Source organism: Streptomyces sp. NPDC020780 (assembly GCF_044334475.1).
In the GTDB taxonomy this organism is placed as follows: Bacteria; Actinomycetota; Actinomycetes; order Streptomycetales; family Streptomycetaceae; genus Streptomyces.
The window spans coordinates 98,445-115,866 of sequence record NZ_JBIRTB010000015.1 but is presented as its reverse complement, the minus strand read 5'-3'; the positions used below and the strand labels follow the sequence as shown (position 1 = coordinate 115,866).

Genomic DNA, 17,422 nt, shown 5'->3' with positions numbered 1-17,422 from the left:
GGAAGAGAAAGGCACCATCCCACCGTGATCGTCCGATCGTTCAGTGACATCGAGAACACCGACCGGCATGTGAAGTCGGCCTCCGGCACCTGGGAGAGCAAGCGCATCGTGCTCGCCAAGGAGAAGGTGGGCTTCTCGCTCCACGAGACCGTGCTCTACGCGGGCACGGAGACGTCGATGTGGTACGCGAACCACATCGAGGCCGTGCTGTGCACCGAGGGCGAGGCCGAGCTCACCAACGACGACACCGGCGAGACGCACTGGATCTCGCCGGGGACGATGTACCTGCTGGACGGGCACGAGCACCACACGCTGCGCCCCAAGACCGACTTCCGCTGCGTCTGCGTCTTCAACCCCCCCGTCACCGGACGGGAGGACCACGACGAGAACGGTGTCTACCCACTGCTGACAGAGGAGGGCTGAACCATGGCCACCGAAGTACGCGTCGACCTGTACCCCTCGCGCGGCGCCGCCGAGATGACCACTCCCCGCCAGGACCCGGTCATCTGGTCCGCGCCGGGCGCGCCCGGGCCGGTGTCCGCCAAGGATCTCCAGGGCTTCGAGGAGAACGGCTTCCTCACCGTCGACCAGATCATCACGCCGGACGAGGTGGCCGTCTACCACGCCGAGCTCGACCGGCTGATCGCCGATCCCGTGGTCCGGGCAGACGAGCGTTCGATCATCGAGCCGAAGTCGCAGAGCGTACGGTCCGTGTTCGAGGTCCACAAGCTCAGCGAGGTCTTCGCCCGGCTGGTCAGCGACGAGCGCGTCGTCGGCCGGGCCCGCCAGATCCTCGGTTCGGACGTGTACGTCCACCAGTCCCGGATCAACGTCAAGCCGGGCTTCGGCGCCTCGGGCTTCTACTGGCACTCGGACTTCGAGACCTGGCACGCCGAGGACGGTCTGCCGAACATGCGGACCGTGTCCGTCTCGATCGCGCTGACCGAGAACTACGACACCAACGGCGGGCTGATGATCATGCCCGGCTCGCACAGGACGTTCCTCGGCTGCGCGGGTGAGACGCCGAAGGACAACTACAAGAAGTCCCTGCAGATGCAGGACGCCGGCACCCCGTCCGACGAGGCGCTGACGAAGATGGCAGACCGCCACGGCATCAAGCTCTTCACCGGCAAGGCCGGTTCGGCGACCTGGTTCGACTGCAACTGCATGCACGGTTCGGGCGACAACATCACCCCGTATCCGCGCAGCAACGTCTTCATCGTGTTCAACAGCGTGGAGAACACGGCCCAGGAGCCCTTCGCGGCTCCGATCCGCCGCCCGGAGTTCATCGGGGCGCGGGACTTCACCCCGGTGAGGTAGGGCGCGCACGGTGGTGCGGATGGGGCGGGACGCGAGGGCGTCCCGCCCCATCCGTGCGGGGGCCGCGTGCCCGCACCGGGTGCGCGGGGCCCGCCGGACGGCACGTCGCCCCACGAGTCCGGCCGGATCCGCCGGGCGGGGAAGAAGGGCCCGGTCCTCCGCCGCCCCACCGCGCGGGGGACGCCTCGACGGCCCGCGCGCCGTCCGAACTCGCTGGACCCGGCCCCGGACCGGCAGGGACAGTGAGGCCATGACGTCTCTCGTACAGCACATCACCGTCGACTGCGCCGACGCCTACGGACTGGCCGGCTTCTGGGCCGGGGTGCTCGGTTCCGCCGTGTCCGACGACGACCGGCCCGGCGACCCCGAGGCACTCGTCGAGACGCCCCGTGCGGCGCTGCTCTTCATCTCGGTGCCCGAATCGAAGAGGGCCAAGAACCGGATCCACCTCGACCTGCTGCCGGAGGACCGCACCCGTGACGAGGAGGTCGAGCGGCTGCTCGGCCTCGGTGCCACCCTGGTCGCCGACCACCGCAAGCCGGACGGGCGGGGCTGGGCGACGATGGCCGACCCCGAGGGCAACGAGTTCTGCGTGGAGTGCGGTGCGGCGGAACGCGCGGCGCTGTCCGGCACCCGGCTGCCGGTGACCGCGGACGACGTGGACTTCGCTGTCCGCCTCGCGGCCGACGCGCTCGCGGCGTTCCCCGCGGACCGGTGGCACACGCCCGCCGGTTCGCTCGAGTGGACCTGTCGGGAGACCGTGGAGCACCTGAGCGACGACCTGTTCGCGTACGCCGTCCAGCTCGGCCCGCGCCGGCCGCCGCTCGACGCGAACGTGCCCTACCGCTGGGCCCCGGACCGCGAGGGCGGGCCCGCCAACTCGGTCTTCGCCGAGCCGGCGGCCGGGCCCGCGGGGCTGCTCCTGACCCTGGAGGCGAGCGGCGCGCTGCTGACGGCGATGGTGCGGACGGCCTCGCCGGACGTCCGCTCCTACCACTCCCACGGGGTGTCGGACCCGGAGGGGTTCGCCGCGATGGGCGTGGTGGAGACCCTCGTGCACACCTACGACCTCGCCACCGGGGTGGACCTGCCGTGGGCGCCGCCCCAGGACCTCTGCGACCGGGTGCTGGCCCGCCTCTTCCCCGGCGCCCCGGACGACGAGGACCGGTGGGCCGTCCTGCTGTGGTCCACCGGCCGCGCGGAACTGCCGGGGCGCGACCGGGTCACCTCGTGGAAGTGGCACGGCGCTCCGCTGTAGGGCCTGTATCGAGTTCTGGGCTGGAGCCCGGGAGCGGCGTCCTGCGGCTTCGTGTGCACGGCGGAGGAGGGAGCGACGGCGGAGCCCTCGCGACCGACGACAAGGCCGGAGACGGACTCGCAGGACGCCGCGAGCCCGGCCCGGAACTCGACACAGGCCCCAGCGGCTACCCGGCCGGTGGGACCACCACGTCACCGCCGGGAGCGGCTTCCCTCAGCCGTCCAGCCGTACGACGCGGACCGCGCCCGCCGGGACGGCGAGTTCGCCCACGGCGGGCTCGCCGGTGAGGAGTTCGGTACCGGGGGTGTCCAGGGCCACCCCGGTGTCGGCGTCGGTGTGGTTGATGACGAAGAGGTAGGTGCCGGTGTCGCCGGTGCGGCGCACGACCTCGACGTCGTACGGCAGGTCCGTGCGGGGGTCGATGCCGGCGTCGGCGCGGGCCCGGTCGAGGACCGCGTCCAGGTGGGGGCCGGAGAGCCGGGTGGAGACGTACCAGGCGGTGCCCTCGCCGAGCCGGTGCCGGGTGACCGCGGGGCGTCCGGCCGGGATGCCCTCTGCGTACGACCAGACGGTCTCGGCGCCGCGCGGGATCACGACGTCCGTCCAGACGTCGCCGGTGAGTTCCGGGCCCTCGGTGGTTCCCTCCGGAGTGACGAGGCGGACGGTCTCGCCCTGGCCGAGCGGGGAGAACTCCTCGACGGTCAGGCCCAGGACGTCGCGCAGTGCGCCCGGGTAGGGGCCGGGGTGCACGGCGTCGTCGGCGTCGACGATTCCGGAGAAGTACGAGACGACGAGGGTGCCGCCGCTCTCGACGTAACGGCGCAGGTTGCGGCCGGTCTCCTCGGTGGCGAGGTAGAGCGCGGGCACGACGACCAGCGGGTAGGCGGAGAGGTCGGCGTCCGGGTGGGCGAAGTCGACGGTGAGGTGGTGGTCGTAGAGCGAGGCGTAGAAGGCGTCGGCGCGTTCGCGGGCGTCGTGGTCCTCGCTGGGGCGCCACTCCAGGGACTGGGCCCACCAGGACTGCCAGTCCCAGAGCATCGCGGCGTCGGCGGCGGTCCGGGTGCCGCGGACGCCTTCCAGCCGCCCGAGTCCCTCGCCGAGTGCGCTCACCTCGCGCCACACCCGGGAGTCGGTGCCGGCGTGCGGAACCATCGCGGAGTGGAACTTCTCGGCGCCCCGGCGGGACTGGCGCCACTGGAAGAACATCGCGCCCTCGGAACCGCGGGCGACGTGGGCGAGGCTGTTGCGGGCCATCTCGCCCGGACGCTTGGCAGGGTTGCGGGGCTGCCAGTTGACGCCGCTGGTGGAGTGCTCCAGGAGCAGCCAGGGCGCCCCGCCCGCGACGGAGCGGGTGAGGTCGGCGGCCATGGCGAGGTTGACGTGGGTGCGGCGGCCGTCGGTGATCAGGTAGTGGTCGTTGGTGACGAGGTCGACCTCGCGCCCCCAGGCCCAGTAGTCGACGGAGTCGCACTGGCTGAGGGCGGTCATGAAGTTGGTGGTGACGGGGATGCCGGGGGCGAGCCGGTGCAGGATGTCGCGTTCGGCGGTGAAGTTCTCGCGCATGGTGGCGTCGGCGAAGCGGGCGTAGTCCAGCTGCTGGGCGGGGTTGCCGGCCGTGGGGGTGGTGCGCGGCGGGTCGATCTCGTCGAGGCTCCGGTAGCGCTGGCCCCAGAAGGCGGTGCCCCAGGCCTCGTTGACCGCGTCGACCGTGCCGTGCCGGCCGGTGAGCCAGCTGCGGAAGTGGGCGGCGCAGTTGTCGCAGTAGCAGGCGCTGACCGGGACACCGTACTCGTTGTGGACGTGCCACAGGGCGAGGGCGGGGTGGGCCGCGTACCGGCGGGCCAGCTGCTCGGTGATGCGCGCGGCGGCCTCGCGGTAGGGGGCGGAGCTGTGGCAGATGACACCGCGTGAGCCGAAGGCGAGGCGGACCCCGTCCCGGCTGACGGGGAGGGCGTCGGGGTGCGCCCGGTAGAACCAGGCCGGCGGGGCGACGGTGGGGGTGCCGAGGTCGGCGCGGACGCCGTTGACGTGCAGCAGGTCCAGGAGGCGGTCGAGCCAGCCGAAGTCGTAGCGGCCCGGTTCGGGTTCCAGCAGCGCCCAGGAGAAGATCCCGACGCTGACCATGGTCACGCCCGCTTCCCGCATCAGGCGCACGTCCTCGTGCCAGACCTCCTCGGGCCACTGCTCGGGGTTGTAGTCGCCGCCGAAGGCCAGCGTGCGCAGGCCGGCCGGGTAGGAGACGGGGCGTGAGTGCGGCATGGACAGCTCCTGGCTCTTTGGGACGAATTCTGGGAACGTGCACACACACTCTCGGCGGCGCAGGGCCAACATAACCGCACAGCAACAACCATTGACAAGTGTCGGTTTCGTTTCTCTACTGTGAACGCTCACAGCGCCTCTTCGGTACGTCCGCCGATGCGTTCGCCCGTCTCGTCAGGGGAGAAACCATGCACTACCGCATCCTCGCGGTGCCCGCCGCCGCACTCGTCGCCACGACTCTGCTCACGGGCTGCGGCTCACCGGACGGCGGCGGCGACGAACCGGCCGCCTCCGGGCCCGTCTCGCTCACCTACTGGGCCTGGGCCCCTGGCCTGGACAAGGTCGCGGACATCTGGAACAAGGGCGAGGGCAAGAAGGCCGGCATCACGGTCACGGTGAAGAAGCAGGCCTCGGGCGACGACCTCGTCACCAAGATCATCACGGCGGCCAAGGCCCACAAGGCCCCCGACCTGGTCCAGGCCGAGTACCAGGCGCTCCCCACCCTCGTCTCCAACGACGTCCTCGCCGACATATCCAAGGAGGCCGGCGGCGCGAAGAGCCGGTTCGCCGACGGGATCTGGCAGCAGGTGACGCTGGGCTCGGACGCCCTCTACGCCCTGCCGCAGGACTCGGGCCCGCTGATGTTCTACTACCGCCAGGACCTGTTCCGGCAGTACGGCCTGAAGGTGCCCACCACGTGGGACGAGTTCGCCGACACCGCCCGCGCGCTGAAGAAGAAGGCGCCGGACAAGGACCTCACCACCTTCTCCTCCAACGACTCCGGGCTCTTCGCGGGCCTCGCCCAGCAGGCGGGGGCGAAGTGGTGGACCACCGGCGGTGACACGTGGAAGGTCGCCATCGACGACCCCGCCACGCGGAAGGTCGCCGGCTTCTGGGGCGGTCTGGTGAAGGAGGGCGCCATCGACAACCAGCCCATGTACACCCCGGCCTGGAACAAGGCACTCAACACGGGCAAGCAGGTCGCCTGGGTCAGCGCGGTCTGGGCCCCGGGCACCCTGACCACCGCGGCACCCGACACGAAGGGCAAGTGGGCCATGGCCCCGCTCCCCCAGTGGACGGCCGGCGGCAACGTCACCGGCAGCTGGGGCGGCTCCTCCACCGCCGTCACCAACGACTCGAAGGACAAGAAGGCCGCCGCCACCTTCGCGAAGTGGCTCAACACGGACCCGGCGGCCCTCGCCGCGCTGGTGAAGGAGGGAGGCATCTACCCGGCCGCGACGGCCGCCCAGACCGGTGGCGCGCTCGCCCAGGCCCCGGCCTACTTCTCCAACCAGCCGGACTTCTACACCGAGGCCGCCAAGATCGCCCGGGGCACCGCCCCCGCCGCCTGGGGCCCGAACGTGAACGTCGCGTACACCGCCTTCAAGGACAACTTCGCGAAGGCCGCGAAGAACAGGTCGGACTTCGGCGCCGCGCTGACCGCGATGCAGGACGCCACCGTCGCCGACCTGAAGAAGCAGGGCTTCGGAGTCTCCGAGTGACACGCGCACCCCGCAGGAGGCCGTACGGGGTCAAGAGCGCCCCGTACGCCTTCCTGGTCCCCGCCACCGTCCTCTTCCTGCTCTTCTTCGCCCTGCCCATCGGCTACGCCCTCTACCTCAGCTTCCGCAGGACCGAGGTCAAGGGCCTCGGCCTCGGCAGGAACGCCCGGCAGGAGATCTGGGCGGGCCTGGCCAACTACACCGACGCCCTCTCCGACTCCGAGCTGCTGCACGGAGCGCTGCGCATCCTCGGCTACGGCGTGATCGTCGTCCCGGTGATGCTCGGCCTGGCCCTGCTCTTCGCCCTGCTGCTGGACACCGAGCGCGTCCGGCTGCGCGGCTTCACCCGGCTGGCGATCTTCCTGCCGTACGCGATCCCGGGTGTCATCGCCGCACTGATGTGGGGGTTCCTGTACCTCCCCGATGTCAGCCCGTTCCTCTACCTGTCCGACGGGCTGGGGCTGCCGCGGCCCGATCTGCTGGACGGCGGGCCGCTGTACCTCTCCCTCGCCAACATCGCGGTGTGGGGCGGCACCGGCTTCAACATGATCGTGATCTACACCTCGCTGCGGGCCATCCCCGCCGAGATCTTCGAGGCCGCACGGCTCGACGGCTGCTCGCAGCTCCAGATCGCCCTGAGGATCAAGATTCCCATGGTGGCGCCCTCGCTGATCCTGACCTTCTTCTTCTCGATCATCGCGACGCTCCAGGTGTTCAGCGAGCCGACGACGCTGAAGCCCCTGACCAACTCCCTGTCCACCACCTGGAGTCCGCTGATGAAGGTCTACCAGGACGCCTTCGTCAACAACGACATCTACGCGGCGGCCGCCCAGGCGGTCCTCATCGCACTGGCCACCCTCGCCCTCTCCTTCGGCTTCCTCAAGGCGGCCAACTCCCGTACGAAGCAGGGAGACTCCCGATGAGCGTCCCGTCCCTCGCCGCCGGCCGCCGGCGCTTCCCACTCGTGCCGACCGCCGCGCTCCTGTTCGGCGCCCTGTACTGCCTGCTGCCCGTCCTGTGGGTCCTGGTCGCCTCGACCAAGTCCGGCACCGAGCTGTTCTCCACCTTCACCTTCCTGCCCGGTTCCGGCTTCACGGACAACGTCGCCGAGCTCTCGGCCTACCGCGACGGCGTGTACTGGACGTGGATGGCCAACTCGGCGTTCTACGCCGGTGCGGGCGCCCTGCTGTCCACCGCCGTGTCGGCGGTCTCGGGCTATGCGCTGGCCGTGTACCGCTTCCGGGGGAAGGAGACCGTCTTCAACATCCTGCTGGCCGGGGTGCTGATGCCGCCGGTGATCCTCGCCGTACCCCAGTACCTGCTGCTGGCCAAGGCGGACATGACCGACTCCTACCTGTCGGTGCTGCTGCCCGTGGTCCTCTCCCCCTACGGCGTCTACCTCGCCCGGATCTACGCCGCGGCGGCCGTGCCCGCCGACGTGATCGAGGCCGGGCGCATGGACGGCGGCGGCGAGTGGCGCATCTTCCGGACCATCGCGCTGCCGATGATGCTGCCGGGGCTGGTGACCGTGTTCCTCTTCCAGTTCGTGGCCGTGTGGAACAACTTCCTGCTGCCCTACATCATGCTCGGCGACGACGAGAAGTTCCCGGTGACCCTGGGTCTCTACACGCTGCTCCAGCAGGGCTCCAACACCCCCGCCCTCTACACCCTGGTCATCACCGGCGCACTGCTGGCGATCATCCCGCTGATCGCCCTGTTCCTCGTGATCCAGCGGTTCTGGAGTCTCGACCTGCTCTCCGGCGCCGTAAAGTCCTGACAGCTCCTCAACAGGGCTTCTCTTCATGAAAGATCACGCATCATGAGCCGCACAGAACAGAACGGCGCGGGACGCCGCCGGCCGCCGACGATCCACGATGTCGCCCGTGAGGCCGGGGTGTCCCGGGGCACGGTCTCCCGGGTGCTCAACGGCGGTCACAACGTCAGCCCGGCCGCGCTCGACGCGGTGCAGTCCGCCATCCGCCGGACCGGCTACACCGTGAACCGGCACGCCCGTTCCCTGATCACCGGCCGCTCCGACTCGGTGGCGTTCCTGCTGACCGAGCCGCAGGAGAGGTTCTTCGAGGACCCCAACTTCAACGTGCTGCTGCGCGGCTGCACCACCGCGCTCGCCGCGCATGACATTCCGCTGCTGCTGATGATCGCCGGGACGGAGGCCGAGCGGCGCCGCAACATGCGGTACATCGCCGGGCACGTGGACGGGGTGCTCCTCGTCTCCAACCACTCGGGCGACCCGGTCGCCTCCCAGCTGCACGAGGCCGGCGTCCCGCTGGTGGCCTGCGGGAAGCCGCTCGGCCACGGATCCAAGGTCAGCTACGTGGCCGCCGACGACCTCGGCGGAGCCCGGGAGATGGTGCGCTTCCTGTACGAGACCGGGCACCGCCGGATCGCCACCGTCACGGGGCCGCTGGACACTCCGGGCGGGGTGGAGCGGCTGGCGGGCTACCGGGCGACGCTCGCCGAGTGCGGACTGCCCTTCGACGAGGCGCTGGTCGTCCCGGGCGACTACAGCCGGGCGGGCGGCGAGGCGGCGGCCTCGCTGCTGCTGGAGCGCGCGCCGGACATCGACGCGGTCTTCGTCGCCTCGGACCTGATGGCTCAGGGGGTGCTGACCGCGCTGGAACGGGCGGGCCGGCGGGTGCCGCAGGACATCGCGGTCGGCGGTTTCGACGATTCACCGGCGGCCCTCGCCGCGCGCCCCGAGCTGACGACGGTCCGCCAGCCGTGGGACCGCATCAGCTCGGAGATGGTGCGGGTGCTGCTGGCACAGATCGGTGGGGAGGACCCGGCCGCGGTCATCCTCCCCACCGAGCTGGTGCGCCGGGACTCGGCGTAGGCGTACCGGCGCCCGCGGTGCGCGGCTCAGCCGGACAGCGCCTCCAGGGCGTGGTCGACATCGGCCGCGGTGTTGTACAGGTGGAAGGCCGCCCGCAGGTTTCCGGCCCGGTCCGAGACCATCACCCCCGCCCTGGCGAGGTCGGCTTCCCGGCTGCCCAGTCCGGGTACGGCGACCACCGCGGACTCGCCCGGCACCGCCTCGTGCCCGAGCCCGGCGAGCCCTTCCCGGAAGCGGGCGGCGAGGCCGGTGGCGTGGGCGTACAGCGCGTCGGCACCCACCTCGGCCAGCACGGCGAGAGACTGCTCGGCGCCGTGGTACGCGAGGAAGGCGGCCGGCTCGTCGAACCTGCGGGCCGCGGCGGCGAGCCGCCCGACCGGCCCGTACGTGCTCTTCCAGGGCTCCTCCGCCGAGAACCAGCCCGCGTACAGCACCGGCACGGATTCCTGCGCCTCCTCGGTCACGGTCAGGAACGAGGTGCCCCGGGGGCACAGCAGGAACTTGAAGCCGCCGGTGACCGTGTAGTCGTACGCCCCGGCGTCCAGCGGCAGCCAGCCCGCCGACTGACTGGCGTCGAGCAGCGTCCGCGCACCGTGCGCGGCGGCGGCCGTCCGGACCGCGTCCAGGTCGGCGACCCTGCCGTCGGAGGACTGGACGGCCGAGAAGGCGACGAGGGAGGTACCGGGCCGCACGGCCTCGGCCAGTCCGGCCAGGGGCACGTACCGCATCTTCAGATCGCCCCGGACGGCGAACGGGCTGACGACCGAGCTGAACTCGCCCTCAGGGGCGAGGACTTCTGAGCCGGAGGGCAACGAGGCCGCCACCAGGCCCACATGGGCGGCGACGGAGCCGCCGGTGGCGACCCGGTCCGGGGTGACGCCGGCGAGCCGGGCGAAGCCGGCCCGGGCCGCGTCGACCGCCTCGGCACTCCCCGAGCCGGCCCGGCGGCCCGTGGCGTTCTCCTCGGCCAGGGTCTTGACGGCTTCGACGGCACGGCGGGGCAGCAGCCCGCAGGTGGAGGTGTTCAGATACGTGATCTCGGGTGCGAACTCGGTGGCCCTGACCTGGTCGATCGCGGAGGTATCCATGCCGGACAGCCTGACGCCCGCTCAACCTGTCGTCAATTGAGCATAGTTGAGCGGGCTGTCCAAGAAATGCTTATACGCGCTGGTCGGACGGCTCCGTCCGGGGCACCTCGCAGGCTCCGTCGGCGTCGCAGGCCGCCGCGTCGCCGCCGAGCGGGGTGAGCGCGGTGACGTCCCGATCCTTCCACGCCTGCTCCAGGGCCTGCACGAACACCTCGGAGGGCTGGCCTCCGGAGATGCCGTAGCGCCGGTCGAGGACGAAGAAGGGTACGGCGTTGCCGCCCAGCTCGGCGGCCTCGCGCTCGTCGGCCCGCACGTCGTCCGCGTACGCGTCGGGGTCGGCCAGCACCGCGCGCGCCTCGTCGCCGTCGAGCCCCGCCTCCACGGCCAGGTCGATCAGGACGGCGCCGTCGAAGACCGAGCGCTCCTCGGCGAAGTTCGCCCGGTAGGCGAGGCTCAGCAGTTCGTCCTGGCGCCCGCGCGCCTTGGCGAGGTGGAGCAGCCGGTGGATGTCGAAGGTGTTGCCGTGGTCGCGGCCCTCGGTGCGGTACCCGAGCCCTTCGGCCTGCGCGTTGGCGGCGACGTTGGCCTCCATGCCCCTGGCCTGCTCCGGGGTGCGCCCGTACTTCCGCACCAGCATGTCGATCACCTGAACGGTGTCGCCCTTGGCGCGCCCGGGGTCGAGCTCGAAGGAGCGGTGGACGACCTCGACCTCGTCGCGGTGGGCGAAGGCGGCCAGACCCTTCTCGAAGCGGGCCTTTCCGATGTAGCACCACGGGCAGGCGATGTCGCTCCAGATCTCGACGCGCATGACTCTTCTTCTCTCCAGGTCCAGGGCAGGCCGACACGGACGGAGAAACCCTCCGCCACCGCCCCTCAACGCCCCGCCCACCCCCGCCCATTCCCTCAGCCCCTCCGAGCCCCCGGCCGCCGGGAGGCAAGGGACAGGAATTCGGGCGTTATGTCCGATTCTCGCGTCCGTCACCTCCCACCGCCCGGGGGCCGGGGCGGGGGGGGTCAGGTGCCGTCGCGTAGGTCCGCGGGGGCGGTGGGGCGGAAGGTGATGCGGTCGAAGGACGCCGTGCACCCCTCGCCCGTGGGCGACTGGACCAGGAAGCCGGCACGGACCGAGGCCCGCTCCTGCTTCGTGCCGAGGGTGAAGACGCGGACGAAGGTCCACTTCTCCCCGTCGGCCGAGGCGTGGAAGGCGAAGGCGTCACCGGTGCGACTGAGGCGCAGCCAGACGGTCTCTCCCTCCACCTCGGCGGAGTTGGCGTCGTCGGAGTGGCCGCGGGTGACGACCGTGCAGATGGTGGGGCGGGCCGGGGACAGCTCGAAGCAGAGCTTCGCCCAGTCCCGGTCACCGACATGCAGGTAGAGCACCCCCGCGTCGAAGGCTGCCGCGAAGCCGACGTTCACCCGGGCGGAGAGCTGGAAGTCACCCTTCGGGACGGTGCCCAGCAGGCGCGGGGCGTCCGAGGCGGGCTCCAGGGAGTCGCCGTCCGGCGGGACGAAGCGGTCCTGCTGCGCGCCCGCCCGGCCGGTCAGCACGCCGTTCTCGTAGGTCCAACCGCCCTCGGGGCCGAACGGATGCAGAGCGAAAGGGAGTTCGGGAAGTCGGATGGTCATGCGCGGCGCCCGTCGACCCTGCGGGGCAGACCCTGCGGATTGTCCTCGCGGAGCTCCGGCGGGAGCAGGGCGTCGGGTGTCGACTGGTAGCTGACGGGGCGCAGCCAGCGCTCGATGGCCGTGGCGCCGACCGAGGTGGAGGTGGAGGTGGTGGCCGGATAGGGACCGCCGTGGTGCTGGGCGGGGGCGACGGCGACGCCGGTCGGCCAGCCGTTGACGAGGACGCGGCCGGCCAGCGGGGTCAGCGCCGCGAGCAGTCCGGCGGCGGCGCCGTCGGCCTCCTCGGTGGCGATCTGGAGCGTGGCGGTGAGGTTGCCGGGGAGGCGGGAGAGCACGGCGGTGATCTCGTCCTCGGAGTCGTACCGTGCGACGACGGTGACCGGGCCGAAGCACTCCTCGAGCAGGGCGTCGTACGGCCCTTCCTCGGCCAGCCGCCGCGCGGGGACGGTGAGGAAGCCCGCGGAGACGGTGTGCTCGCCGCCCGCGCCGGGGGTGACCGGGGCCTCCACGCCGGGGAGCGCGGCCCGCTCGGCCACGCCTGCGACGAAGGCGTCCCGCATCCGGTGGTCGAGCATGACGCCCGAGCCGGTGTCGCTGACCGTCTCGGTCAGCGACTTCAGCAGCCGGTCGCCCGCCTCGCCGGACGGGGCGAGGACGAAGCCGGGCTTGGTGCAGAACTGACCGGCACCCAGCGTCATGGAGCCGCCGAGGCCGGCGCCGATCTGCTCCCCGCGCTCGGCGGCGGCCGCCGCGGTGACGACGACCGGGTTGAGGGAGCCGAGTTCGCCGTGGAACGGGATGGGGGTGGGGCGTGACGCCGCCGCGTCGAACAGGGCCCGGCCGCCGCGGATCGAACCGGTGAAGCCGGCTGCGGCGACGAGCGGGTGCTTCACCAGCTCGACACCGGCGTCGAAGCCGTGCACGACGCTCACCAGGTCCTCGGGCAGGCCGTTGCGGGCGGCCGCCCGGCGCAGGAGCGAGGCGCAGAGTTCGGAGGTGGCGGGGTGGTCGGGGTGGGCCTTGACGACGACCGGGCAGCCCGCCGCGAGCGCGCTGGCGGTGTCACCGCCGGGTACGGAGAAGGCCAGCGGGAAGTTGCTGGCGGCGTAGACGGCGACGACGCCGAGCGGGATCTTGTAGCGGCGCAGGTCCGGCCAGGGCGGGGTCCTGCTGCCGTCCTCGTGGTCGATGTGGATGTCGAGGAACGCGCCCTCCTCGACGACCTCCGCGAAGGCCCTCAGCTGGGCCGCCGTGCGGGCGAGTTCACCGGTGAGCCGGGCAGGGCCGAGCGCCGTCTCCGCGTCGGCCGCCTCGATGACGTGATCCTGGGCCTCGGCGAGCAGATCCGCCGCGGTGCGCAGGAACGCGGCGCGAGCGGTGCGGTCGGCCAGGGCACCGCGCACGGCGTGCGCGGCCCGGACCACACGGTCGACCTCCTCCGCTGTAGCCTCCACCGCAACCTGCTCACGCGGGTTCCCGGTGCGGGGGTCGACACTCCAGACTGGTGCTGCTGCCACCGTGTTTCCTTCCGCTCCACTGCTGCACATCAGGAGTTGTTCGGTATTCTGAACAGAATTCCTGATCGTGAATATGCGGGAACTCTATTTCCGGGTGTTCGGTGTTGGCAAGAAGTCGCAGGGTCGCGCACGGTTGTGGCAAGAGGGCTGGAAGGGGCATGAGGCATGTCGGTTGCCGAGTCTGGTGGGGCGCAGGTCAAGTCCGCGGTACGGACGGTGGAACTCCTCGAGTACTTCGCGGGACGCCCCGGTATGCACTCGCTGGCCGCCGTGCAGGAAGCCGTCGGCTACCCCAAGTCCAGCCTCTACATGCTGCTGCGCACCCTCGTGGAGCTCGGCTGGGTGGAGACCGACGCGACGGGCACGCGGTACGGGATCGGGGTGCGCGCCCTGCTCGTCGGCACCTCCTACATCGACGGTGACGAGGTCGTCGCCGCCGCCCGGCCCACCCTGGACCGGCTCGCGGACGACACCACGGAGACCATCCACCTGGCCCGGCTGGACGGCACCAACGTGGTGTACCTCGCCACCCGGCAGTCCCAGCACTACCTGCGCCCCTTCACCCGGGTCGGCCGACGGCTGCCCGCCCACTCCACCTCTCTCGGCAAGGCGCTGCTCGCCACCCACAGCGACGAGCAGGTCCGCGCGATGCTGCCCGAGACCCTGCCGGCGCTGACCGAGCACACCCTCACCGACCGCGAGAAGCTGATCGCGGAGCTGCACGTCATCCGGGAGCAGGGGTACGCGGTGGACCGCGAGGAGAACACGCTCGGGCTGCGCTGCTTCGGCGTGGCCGTGCCGTACCGCACGCCGGCGCGGGACGCGATCAGCTGCTCGGTGCCGGTCGCCCGGCTCACCCCCGCGCACGAGCAGCTGGTCAAGGACGCGCTGTTCGACGCCCGCGACCGCCTCACCCTCGCGACCAGGAGACTCTGATCCCATGCGCGTCACCCTTCGCGAGGTCCGGGACGGCGACCTGCCCCTGTTCTTCGCCTTCATGAGCGACCCCGAGGCGACCCGGGTGGCCGCCTTCACCAGCGCGGACCCGTCCGACCGGGCCATGTTCGACGCCCACTGGCAGCGCATCCGCGCCTCGGACACCGTCGTCATGCGCACGGTGCTCGCCGACGGCGTGGTGGTGGGCAACACGGGCGTCTACGGGCCGCCGGCCGAGCGCGAGGTCACCTACTGGATCGACCGGGCGCACTGGGGCAGGGGCCTGGCGACAGCCGCGCTGCGGGCGCTGCTCGACGCCGTACCGGAACGCCCGCTGCACGCGCGGGCCGCCGCGGACAACACGGGGTCGGTCCGCGTACTGGAGAAGTGCGGGTTCGTCCTGTCCGGCAGGGACCGGGGCTATGCGGAGGCCCGCGGCGAGGAGACCGACGAGGTGCTCCTGCGACTGGACGGCCGACCCTACGGGTGACACGTTGCAGGGAGGGGACGTACGCCGTTCTGTTCGCGGCGCGTCCGGGCGGGGCGTGCAGGAATTCGAGTGCAGGGGAGGGGTACCCGTGGGCACGGTCGTGGACGATGCCGCCGCAACCGATTTCCATGCGTTCTTCGACGCGCACTACGCCGAACTCGCCCGCTTCGCCCACCTGCTGACGGGGGAGGTGGACGCCGCCGACGACCTGGCGGCCGACGCGCTGACGGCGCTCTGGCCCCGCTGGGACCGGGTCAGGGACGCCGACCACCCGGTGGCGTACGCGCGAGGCGTCGTCGCCAACCTGGCCCGGACGCGCATCCGGAGCACCGTACGGGAGCGCCGCAGGATCGCCCTCTTCTGGGCGCCCCACGAATCCGGGGACGGGTACGCCGCGGACGGACCCGACGTGTCGGCGGTGGTGGACGTCCAAGGAGCCCTGCGCCAACTGCCGTTCCGCAAGCGGGCGTGCGTGGTGCTGCGGCACGCCTTCGACCACTCGGAGCGGGACACGTCGCTGGTGCTCGGGATATCGGTCGGCACGGTGAAGAGCCAGACCTCGCGCGGTGTGGCGGAACTGCAGCGGCTGCTGGAGCCCGAGGAACCGGCCGCCCGGGTACAGGTGGCCGTGGTGCCACGGCGCGCCGGACGACGACGGTGAACGGGGAGCGTCGGCGGCAGCGGCCGCACACCGCCGCAGCCTCGCACCGCCGGACCGGGAACGGATGCCCGCACGAGTCGGGCGTGGCGGGGGCGGGGAGCCCCCAGCCCGCGCGCCCCGTCCCCCGCCGGCCGCGGGGCCGTGGCTGCGGGTGGCGGGCGCGGGGCGGGCGGCCACGGGCGCGCCACTCCCCGCCGCCGAGGAACGGTCAGCCCGCGTGAGCGGACGAGCCGGTCCACGGCGTCGGCGGCAGGAAGTTCGAGCCGTGCGTCCGCCGCACGGGCGACAACACGGGGCGCCGGACCGAGGGATACGGGCAACACCCGGACGACACGCACCGCCGCCGCACGGCCTCGGACACCGGGGACGACCGATCCGGTCGACGGCCGCCCGTGCGAAGGCGCGCGGGCGGCCGTCCTGACGGTCCGGTCGGCAGAACCTCCCCGGTCAGCCCGTGGGGAAGGCGTCGGGGGTGCTGATCCGGCTCTTGAGCAACGCCCCGGACTCCGTCAGCACACCGCTGCTGCTGTAGTCGCCGCCGTCACAGGTGCCGGGCCGGAACGCGGCGCTGGTCTCGGGAGCGTCGGAGTAGGTCCAGTTCGCGTAGCTGATCTTCAGCTGGTCGAGCAGGTCCAGCCAGGCCGTGGTGCTCGCCCGGTCCAGCGCCCCGCCTCCGGTGGCACTCACCGTGCCGAACTCCGTGACGAACAGCGGCAGTCGTGAGGCCGCCCGGCTCAGGGTGGCACGGTAGTTGTCCTTGTGGCTGGCGGCGTAGAAGTGGAACGCGTACATGATGTTGGCGGCATTGACGGGACTGGCGACGACCTCGCTCTCGTCGGAGCCGTCCGAGACGCCCAGCGAGGACCAGCCGCGGGTGCCGACGATGACGACGGCGTCCGGGTCGGCGGCCCGGATCACCGGGATGACCTGCTCGGCGTAGCTCTTGACGGCCGCCCAGCTCACGCCGTTGGGCTCGTTGGCGATCTCGTAGATCACGTTCTTCTTGCCGGCGTTGCGGGCGGCGACGGACGCGAAGAACGTCTTCGCGCGGTCGAGGTTGTAGTTCGGGTCGCCCGGCGTCAGTGTGTGGAAGTCGATCAGGGCGTACATCCCGCGGGTCTCGGCCATGTCGACGAGGCCGTTCACACGGCTGGTGAAGCCTGCCGGGTCGGTCTCGTAACCGTCCTCCTGCACGTACATGGCGACGCGCAGCAGGTCGGACTTCCAGTCCTTCGCCAGGGCGTCCAGGGAGGCGGCGTTGTAGCACGGCGCGAACCACTGGATGCCATGGGTGCTCATGCCCCGCAGCTGGACGGGGCGGTCGTACTGGTTGCACAGGTTGACGCCGCAGACGTGCAGCTGTCCGTTGATGCCCACGGGGGTGCCGTCGCCCGGCGTGGTCGGCGGGTCCTCTCCGCCGACGGAGCCCGTGCAGGCGACGCCGTCGAGCGTGAACGCCGTCGGCATCGGGTTGGCGCCCGTGAAGGAGCCCGTGAAGCCCAGGTCGGCAGCCGCGCCGGTGGCCAGCGTACGGTTCCAGTCGACGCCGGCGGCGGTGACCGCGGAACCGGACTGCGACCAGGTCGCGTTCCAGCCCTGGACGAGCTTCTGCCCCCCGTCCGGCCACGTGAACCCGAGCCGCCACCCGGTGACGGGGGCACCCAGGTTGGTGACCTTCACCGCGGCCTGGAAGCCGCCCTGCCACTGGCTGGACAGCGTGTAGTCGACCCTGCAGCCGGCGGCGGCCGCCGCCTGGGGAGCGGACAGGGCCGTGAGGCCCAGGACCGTCGCGCAGGTCGCCAGTAAGGCCAGTATGCGTTTCACAGCGTTCCTCCTCGTACGAAGCGGAAGCGACATGGGAGCGCTCCCAAAGCCCGTCGGCCCGAGACCGTACACCCGTGGACCGGTGTG

16 protein-coding genes are annotated in these 17,422 nt (G+C 71.8%); 10 read left to right on the top strand and 6 right to left on the bottom strand.

Features of this window, described 5'->3' with window-relative positions; all coding sequences use genetic code 11:
• Nucleotides 1–24: 24 nt before the first annotated feature.
• From ACH4VO_RS26245 to ACH4VO_RS26235, 3 genes are all read left to right on the top strand, one after another.
• Nucleotides 25–423, top strand: coding sequence for an ectoine synthase (locus ACH4VO_RS26245; protein ID WP_069172225.1), 399 nt, complete (start codon nucleotides 25–27; stop codon nucleotides 421–423).
• A gap of 3 nt (nucleotides 424–426) precedes the next feature.
• Complete coding sequence (thpD, locus tag ACH4VO_RS26240; protein ID WP_360993981.1) at nucleotides 427–1,320, top strand: ectoine hydroxylase; 894 nt, start codon at nucleotides 427–429, stop codon at nucleotides 1,318–1,320.
• 250 nt (nucleotides 1,321–1,570) lie between these two features.
• Complete coding sequence (locus tag ACH4VO_RS26235) at nucleotides 1,571–2,578, top strand: VOC family protein (protein WP_360993979.1); 1,008 nt, start codon at nucleotides 1,571–1,573, stop codon at nucleotides 2,576–2,578.
• A 213-nt stretch (nucleotides 2,579–2,791) separates the two neighbouring features.
• On the opposite strand, the gene ACH4VO_RS26230 is transcribed toward ACH4VO_RS26235, so the two are convergent.
• Nucleotides 2,792–4,837: a beta-galactosidase gene (locus ACH4VO_RS26230; RefSeq protein ID WP_360993976.1), complete on the bottom strand. Its 2,046-nt coding sequence runs from the start codon at nucleotides 4,835–4,837 to the stop codon at nucleotides 2,792–2,794.
• 188 nt (nucleotides 4,838–5,025) lie between these two features.
• On the opposite strand from ACH4VO_RS26230, the gene ACH4VO_RS26225 reads away from it, so the two are divergent.
• Genes ACH4VO_RS26225 through ACH4VO_RS26210 form a run of 4 tightly spaced genes read left to right on the top strand, consistent with a single transcriptional unit; the run spans nucleotide 5,026 to nucleotide 9,193 of the window.
• Nucleotides 5,026–6,339 (top strand): extracellular solute-binding protein, encoded by a 1,314-nt coding sequence (locus ACH4VO_RS26225; RefSeq protein ID WP_360993973.1) that lies wholly within the window; start codon nucleotides 5,026–5,028, stop codon nucleotides 6,337–6,339.
• Nucleotides 6,336–7,262 (top strand): sugar ABC transporter permease, encoded by a 927-nt coding sequence (locus ACH4VO_RS26220; RefSeq protein ID WP_360993970.1) that lies wholly within the window; start codon nucleotides 6,336–6,338, stop codon nucleotides 7,260–7,262. Before ACH4VO_RS26225 ends, ACH4VO_RS26220 begins: the two co-directional genes overlap by 4 nt.
• Complete coding sequence (locus tag ACH4VO_RS26215; RefSeq protein ID WP_360993967.1) at nucleotides 7,259–8,116, top strand: carbohydrate ABC transporter permease; 858 nt, start codon at nucleotides 7,259–7,261, stop codon at nucleotides 8,114–8,116. Before ACH4VO_RS26220 ends, ACH4VO_RS26215 begins: the two co-directional genes overlap by 4 nt.
• Nucleotides 8,117–8,158: 42 nt before the next feature.
• Entirely contained in the window at nucleotides 8,159–9,193 is a 1,035-nt protein-coding gene (locus tag ACH4VO_RS26210) for a LacI family DNA-binding transcriptional regulator (protein ID WP_360993964.1), read from the top strand.
• Between the two features lie 26 nt (nucleotides 9,194–9,219).
• On the opposite strand, the gene ACH4VO_RS26205 is transcribed toward ACH4VO_RS26210, so the two are convergent.
• From ACH4VO_RS26205 to ACH4VO_RS26190, 4 genes are all read right to left on the bottom strand, one after another.
• The gene (locus ACH4VO_RS26205; RefSeq protein WP_360993962.1) at nucleotides 9,220–10,281 is read right to left on the bottom strand and encodes an aminotransferase class V-fold PLP-dependent enzyme; all 1,062 of its coding nucleotides are present in this window, start codon (nucleotides 10,279–10,281) and stop codon (nucleotides 9,220–9,222) included.
• Between the two features lie 70 nt (nucleotides 10,282–10,351).
• Nucleotides 10,352–11,089: a DsbA family oxidoreductase gene (locus tag ACH4VO_RS26200; protein WP_360993959.1), complete on the bottom strand. Its 738-nt coding sequence runs from the start codon at nucleotides 11,087–11,089 to the stop codon at nucleotides 10,352–10,354.
• Between the two features lie 206 nt (nucleotides 11,090–11,295).
• Nucleotides 11,296–11,907, bottom strand: coding sequence for a DUF1349 domain-containing protein (locus ACH4VO_RS26195; protein WP_360993956.1), 612 nt, complete (start codon nucleotides 11,905–11,907; stop codon nucleotides 11,296–11,298).
• Complete coding sequence (locus ACH4VO_RS26190; RefSeq protein WP_360993953.1) at nucleotides 11,904–13,424, bottom strand: aldehyde dehydrogenase (NADP(+)); 1,521 nt, start codon at nucleotides 13,422–13,424, stop codon at nucleotides 11,904–11,906. Before ACH4VO_RS26190 ends, ACH4VO_RS26195 begins: the two co-directional genes overlap by 4 nt.
• A 165-nt stretch (nucleotides 13,425–13,589) precedes the next feature.
• Between ACH4VO_RS26190 and ACH4VO_RS26185 the strand changes: the two genes are divergently transcribed.
• The 3 genes from ACH4VO_RS26185 to ACH4VO_RS26175 all read left to right on the top strand — a co-directional run bounded on the left by ACH4VO_RS26185 (nucleotide 13,590) and on the right by ACH4VO_RS26175 (nucleotide 15,511).
• On the top strand, nucleotides 13,590–14,360 hold the full coding sequence (locus tag ACH4VO_RS26185) for an IclR family transcriptional regulator (RefSeq protein WP_360993951.1): 771 nt from the start codon (nucleotides 13,590–13,592) through the stop codon (nucleotides 14,358–14,360).
• Nucleotides 14,361–14,364: 4 nt separating this feature from the next.
• The gene (locus ACH4VO_RS26180) at nucleotides 14,365–14,850 is read left to right on the top strand and encodes a GNAT family N-acetyltransferase (protein WP_360993948.1); all 486 of its coding nucleotides are present in this window, start codon (nucleotides 14,365–14,367) and stop codon (nucleotides 14,848–14,850) included.
• 88 nt (nucleotides 14,851–14,938) lie between these two features.
• Entirely contained in the window at nucleotides 14,939–15,511 is a 573-nt protein-coding gene (locus ACH4VO_RS26175) for a SigE family RNA polymerase sigma factor (RefSeq protein WP_360993945.1), read from the top strand.
• A 447-nt stretch (nucleotides 15,512–15,958) separates the two neighbouring features.
• Here ACH4VO_RS26175 and ACH4VO_RS26170 read toward each other — a convergent pair whose 3' ends face one another.
• Entirely contained in the window at nucleotides 15,959–17,335 is a 1,377-nt protein-coding gene (locus ACH4VO_RS26170) for a cellulase family glycosylhydrolase (RefSeq protein WP_360993942.1), read from the bottom strand.
• Nucleotides 17,336–17,422 lie beyond the last annotated feature (87 nt).

Bases quoted from the DNA above. Each gene is read 5' to 3' on its own strand.
- thpD (WP_360993981.1), top strand. From the start codon at position 427: ATGGCCACCGAAGTACGCGTCGACCTGTACCCCTCGCGCGGCGCCGCC.
- ACH4VO_RS26235 (WP_360993979.1), top strand. From the start codon at position 1,571: ATGACGTCTCTCGTACAGCACATCACCGTCGACTGCGCCGACGCCTAC.
- ACH4VO_RS26230 (WP_360993976.1), bottom strand. From the start codon at position 4,837: ATGCCGCACTCACGCCCCGTCTCCTACCCGGCCGGCCTGCGCACGCTG.
- ACH4VO_RS26225 (WP_360993973.1), top strand. From the start codon at position 5,026: ATGCACTACCGCATCCTCGCGGTGCCCGCCGCCGCACTCGTCGCCACG.
- ACH4VO_RS26215 (WP_360993967.1), top strand. From the start codon at position 7,259: ATGAGCGTCCCGTCCCTCGCCGCCGGCCGCCGGCGCTTCCCACTCGTG.
- ACH4VO_RS26210 (WP_360993964.1), top strand. From the start codon at position 8,159: ATGAGCCGCACAGAACAGAACGGCGCGGGACGCCGCCGGCCGCCGACG.
- ACH4VO_RS26205 (WP_360993962.1), bottom strand. From the start codon at position 10,281: ATGGATACCTCCGCGATCGACCAGGTCAGGGCCACCGAGTTCGCACCC.
- ACH4VO_RS26200 (WP_360993959.1), bottom strand. From the start codon at position 11,089: ATGCGCGTCGAGATCTGGAGCGACATCGCCTGCCCGTGGTGCTACATC.
- ACH4VO_RS26195 (WP_360993956.1), bottom strand. From the start codon at position 11,907: ATGACCATCCGACTTCCCGAACTCCCTTTCGCTCTGCATCCGTTCGGC.
- ACH4VO_RS26185 (WP_360993951.1), top strand. From the start codon at position 13,590: ATGTCGGTTGCCGAGTCTGGTGGGGCGCAGGTCAAGTCCGCGGTACGG.
- ACH4VO_RS26180 (WP_360993948.1), top strand. From the start codon at position 14,365: ATGCGCGTCACCCTTCGCGAGGTCCGGGACGGCGACCTGCCCCTGTTC.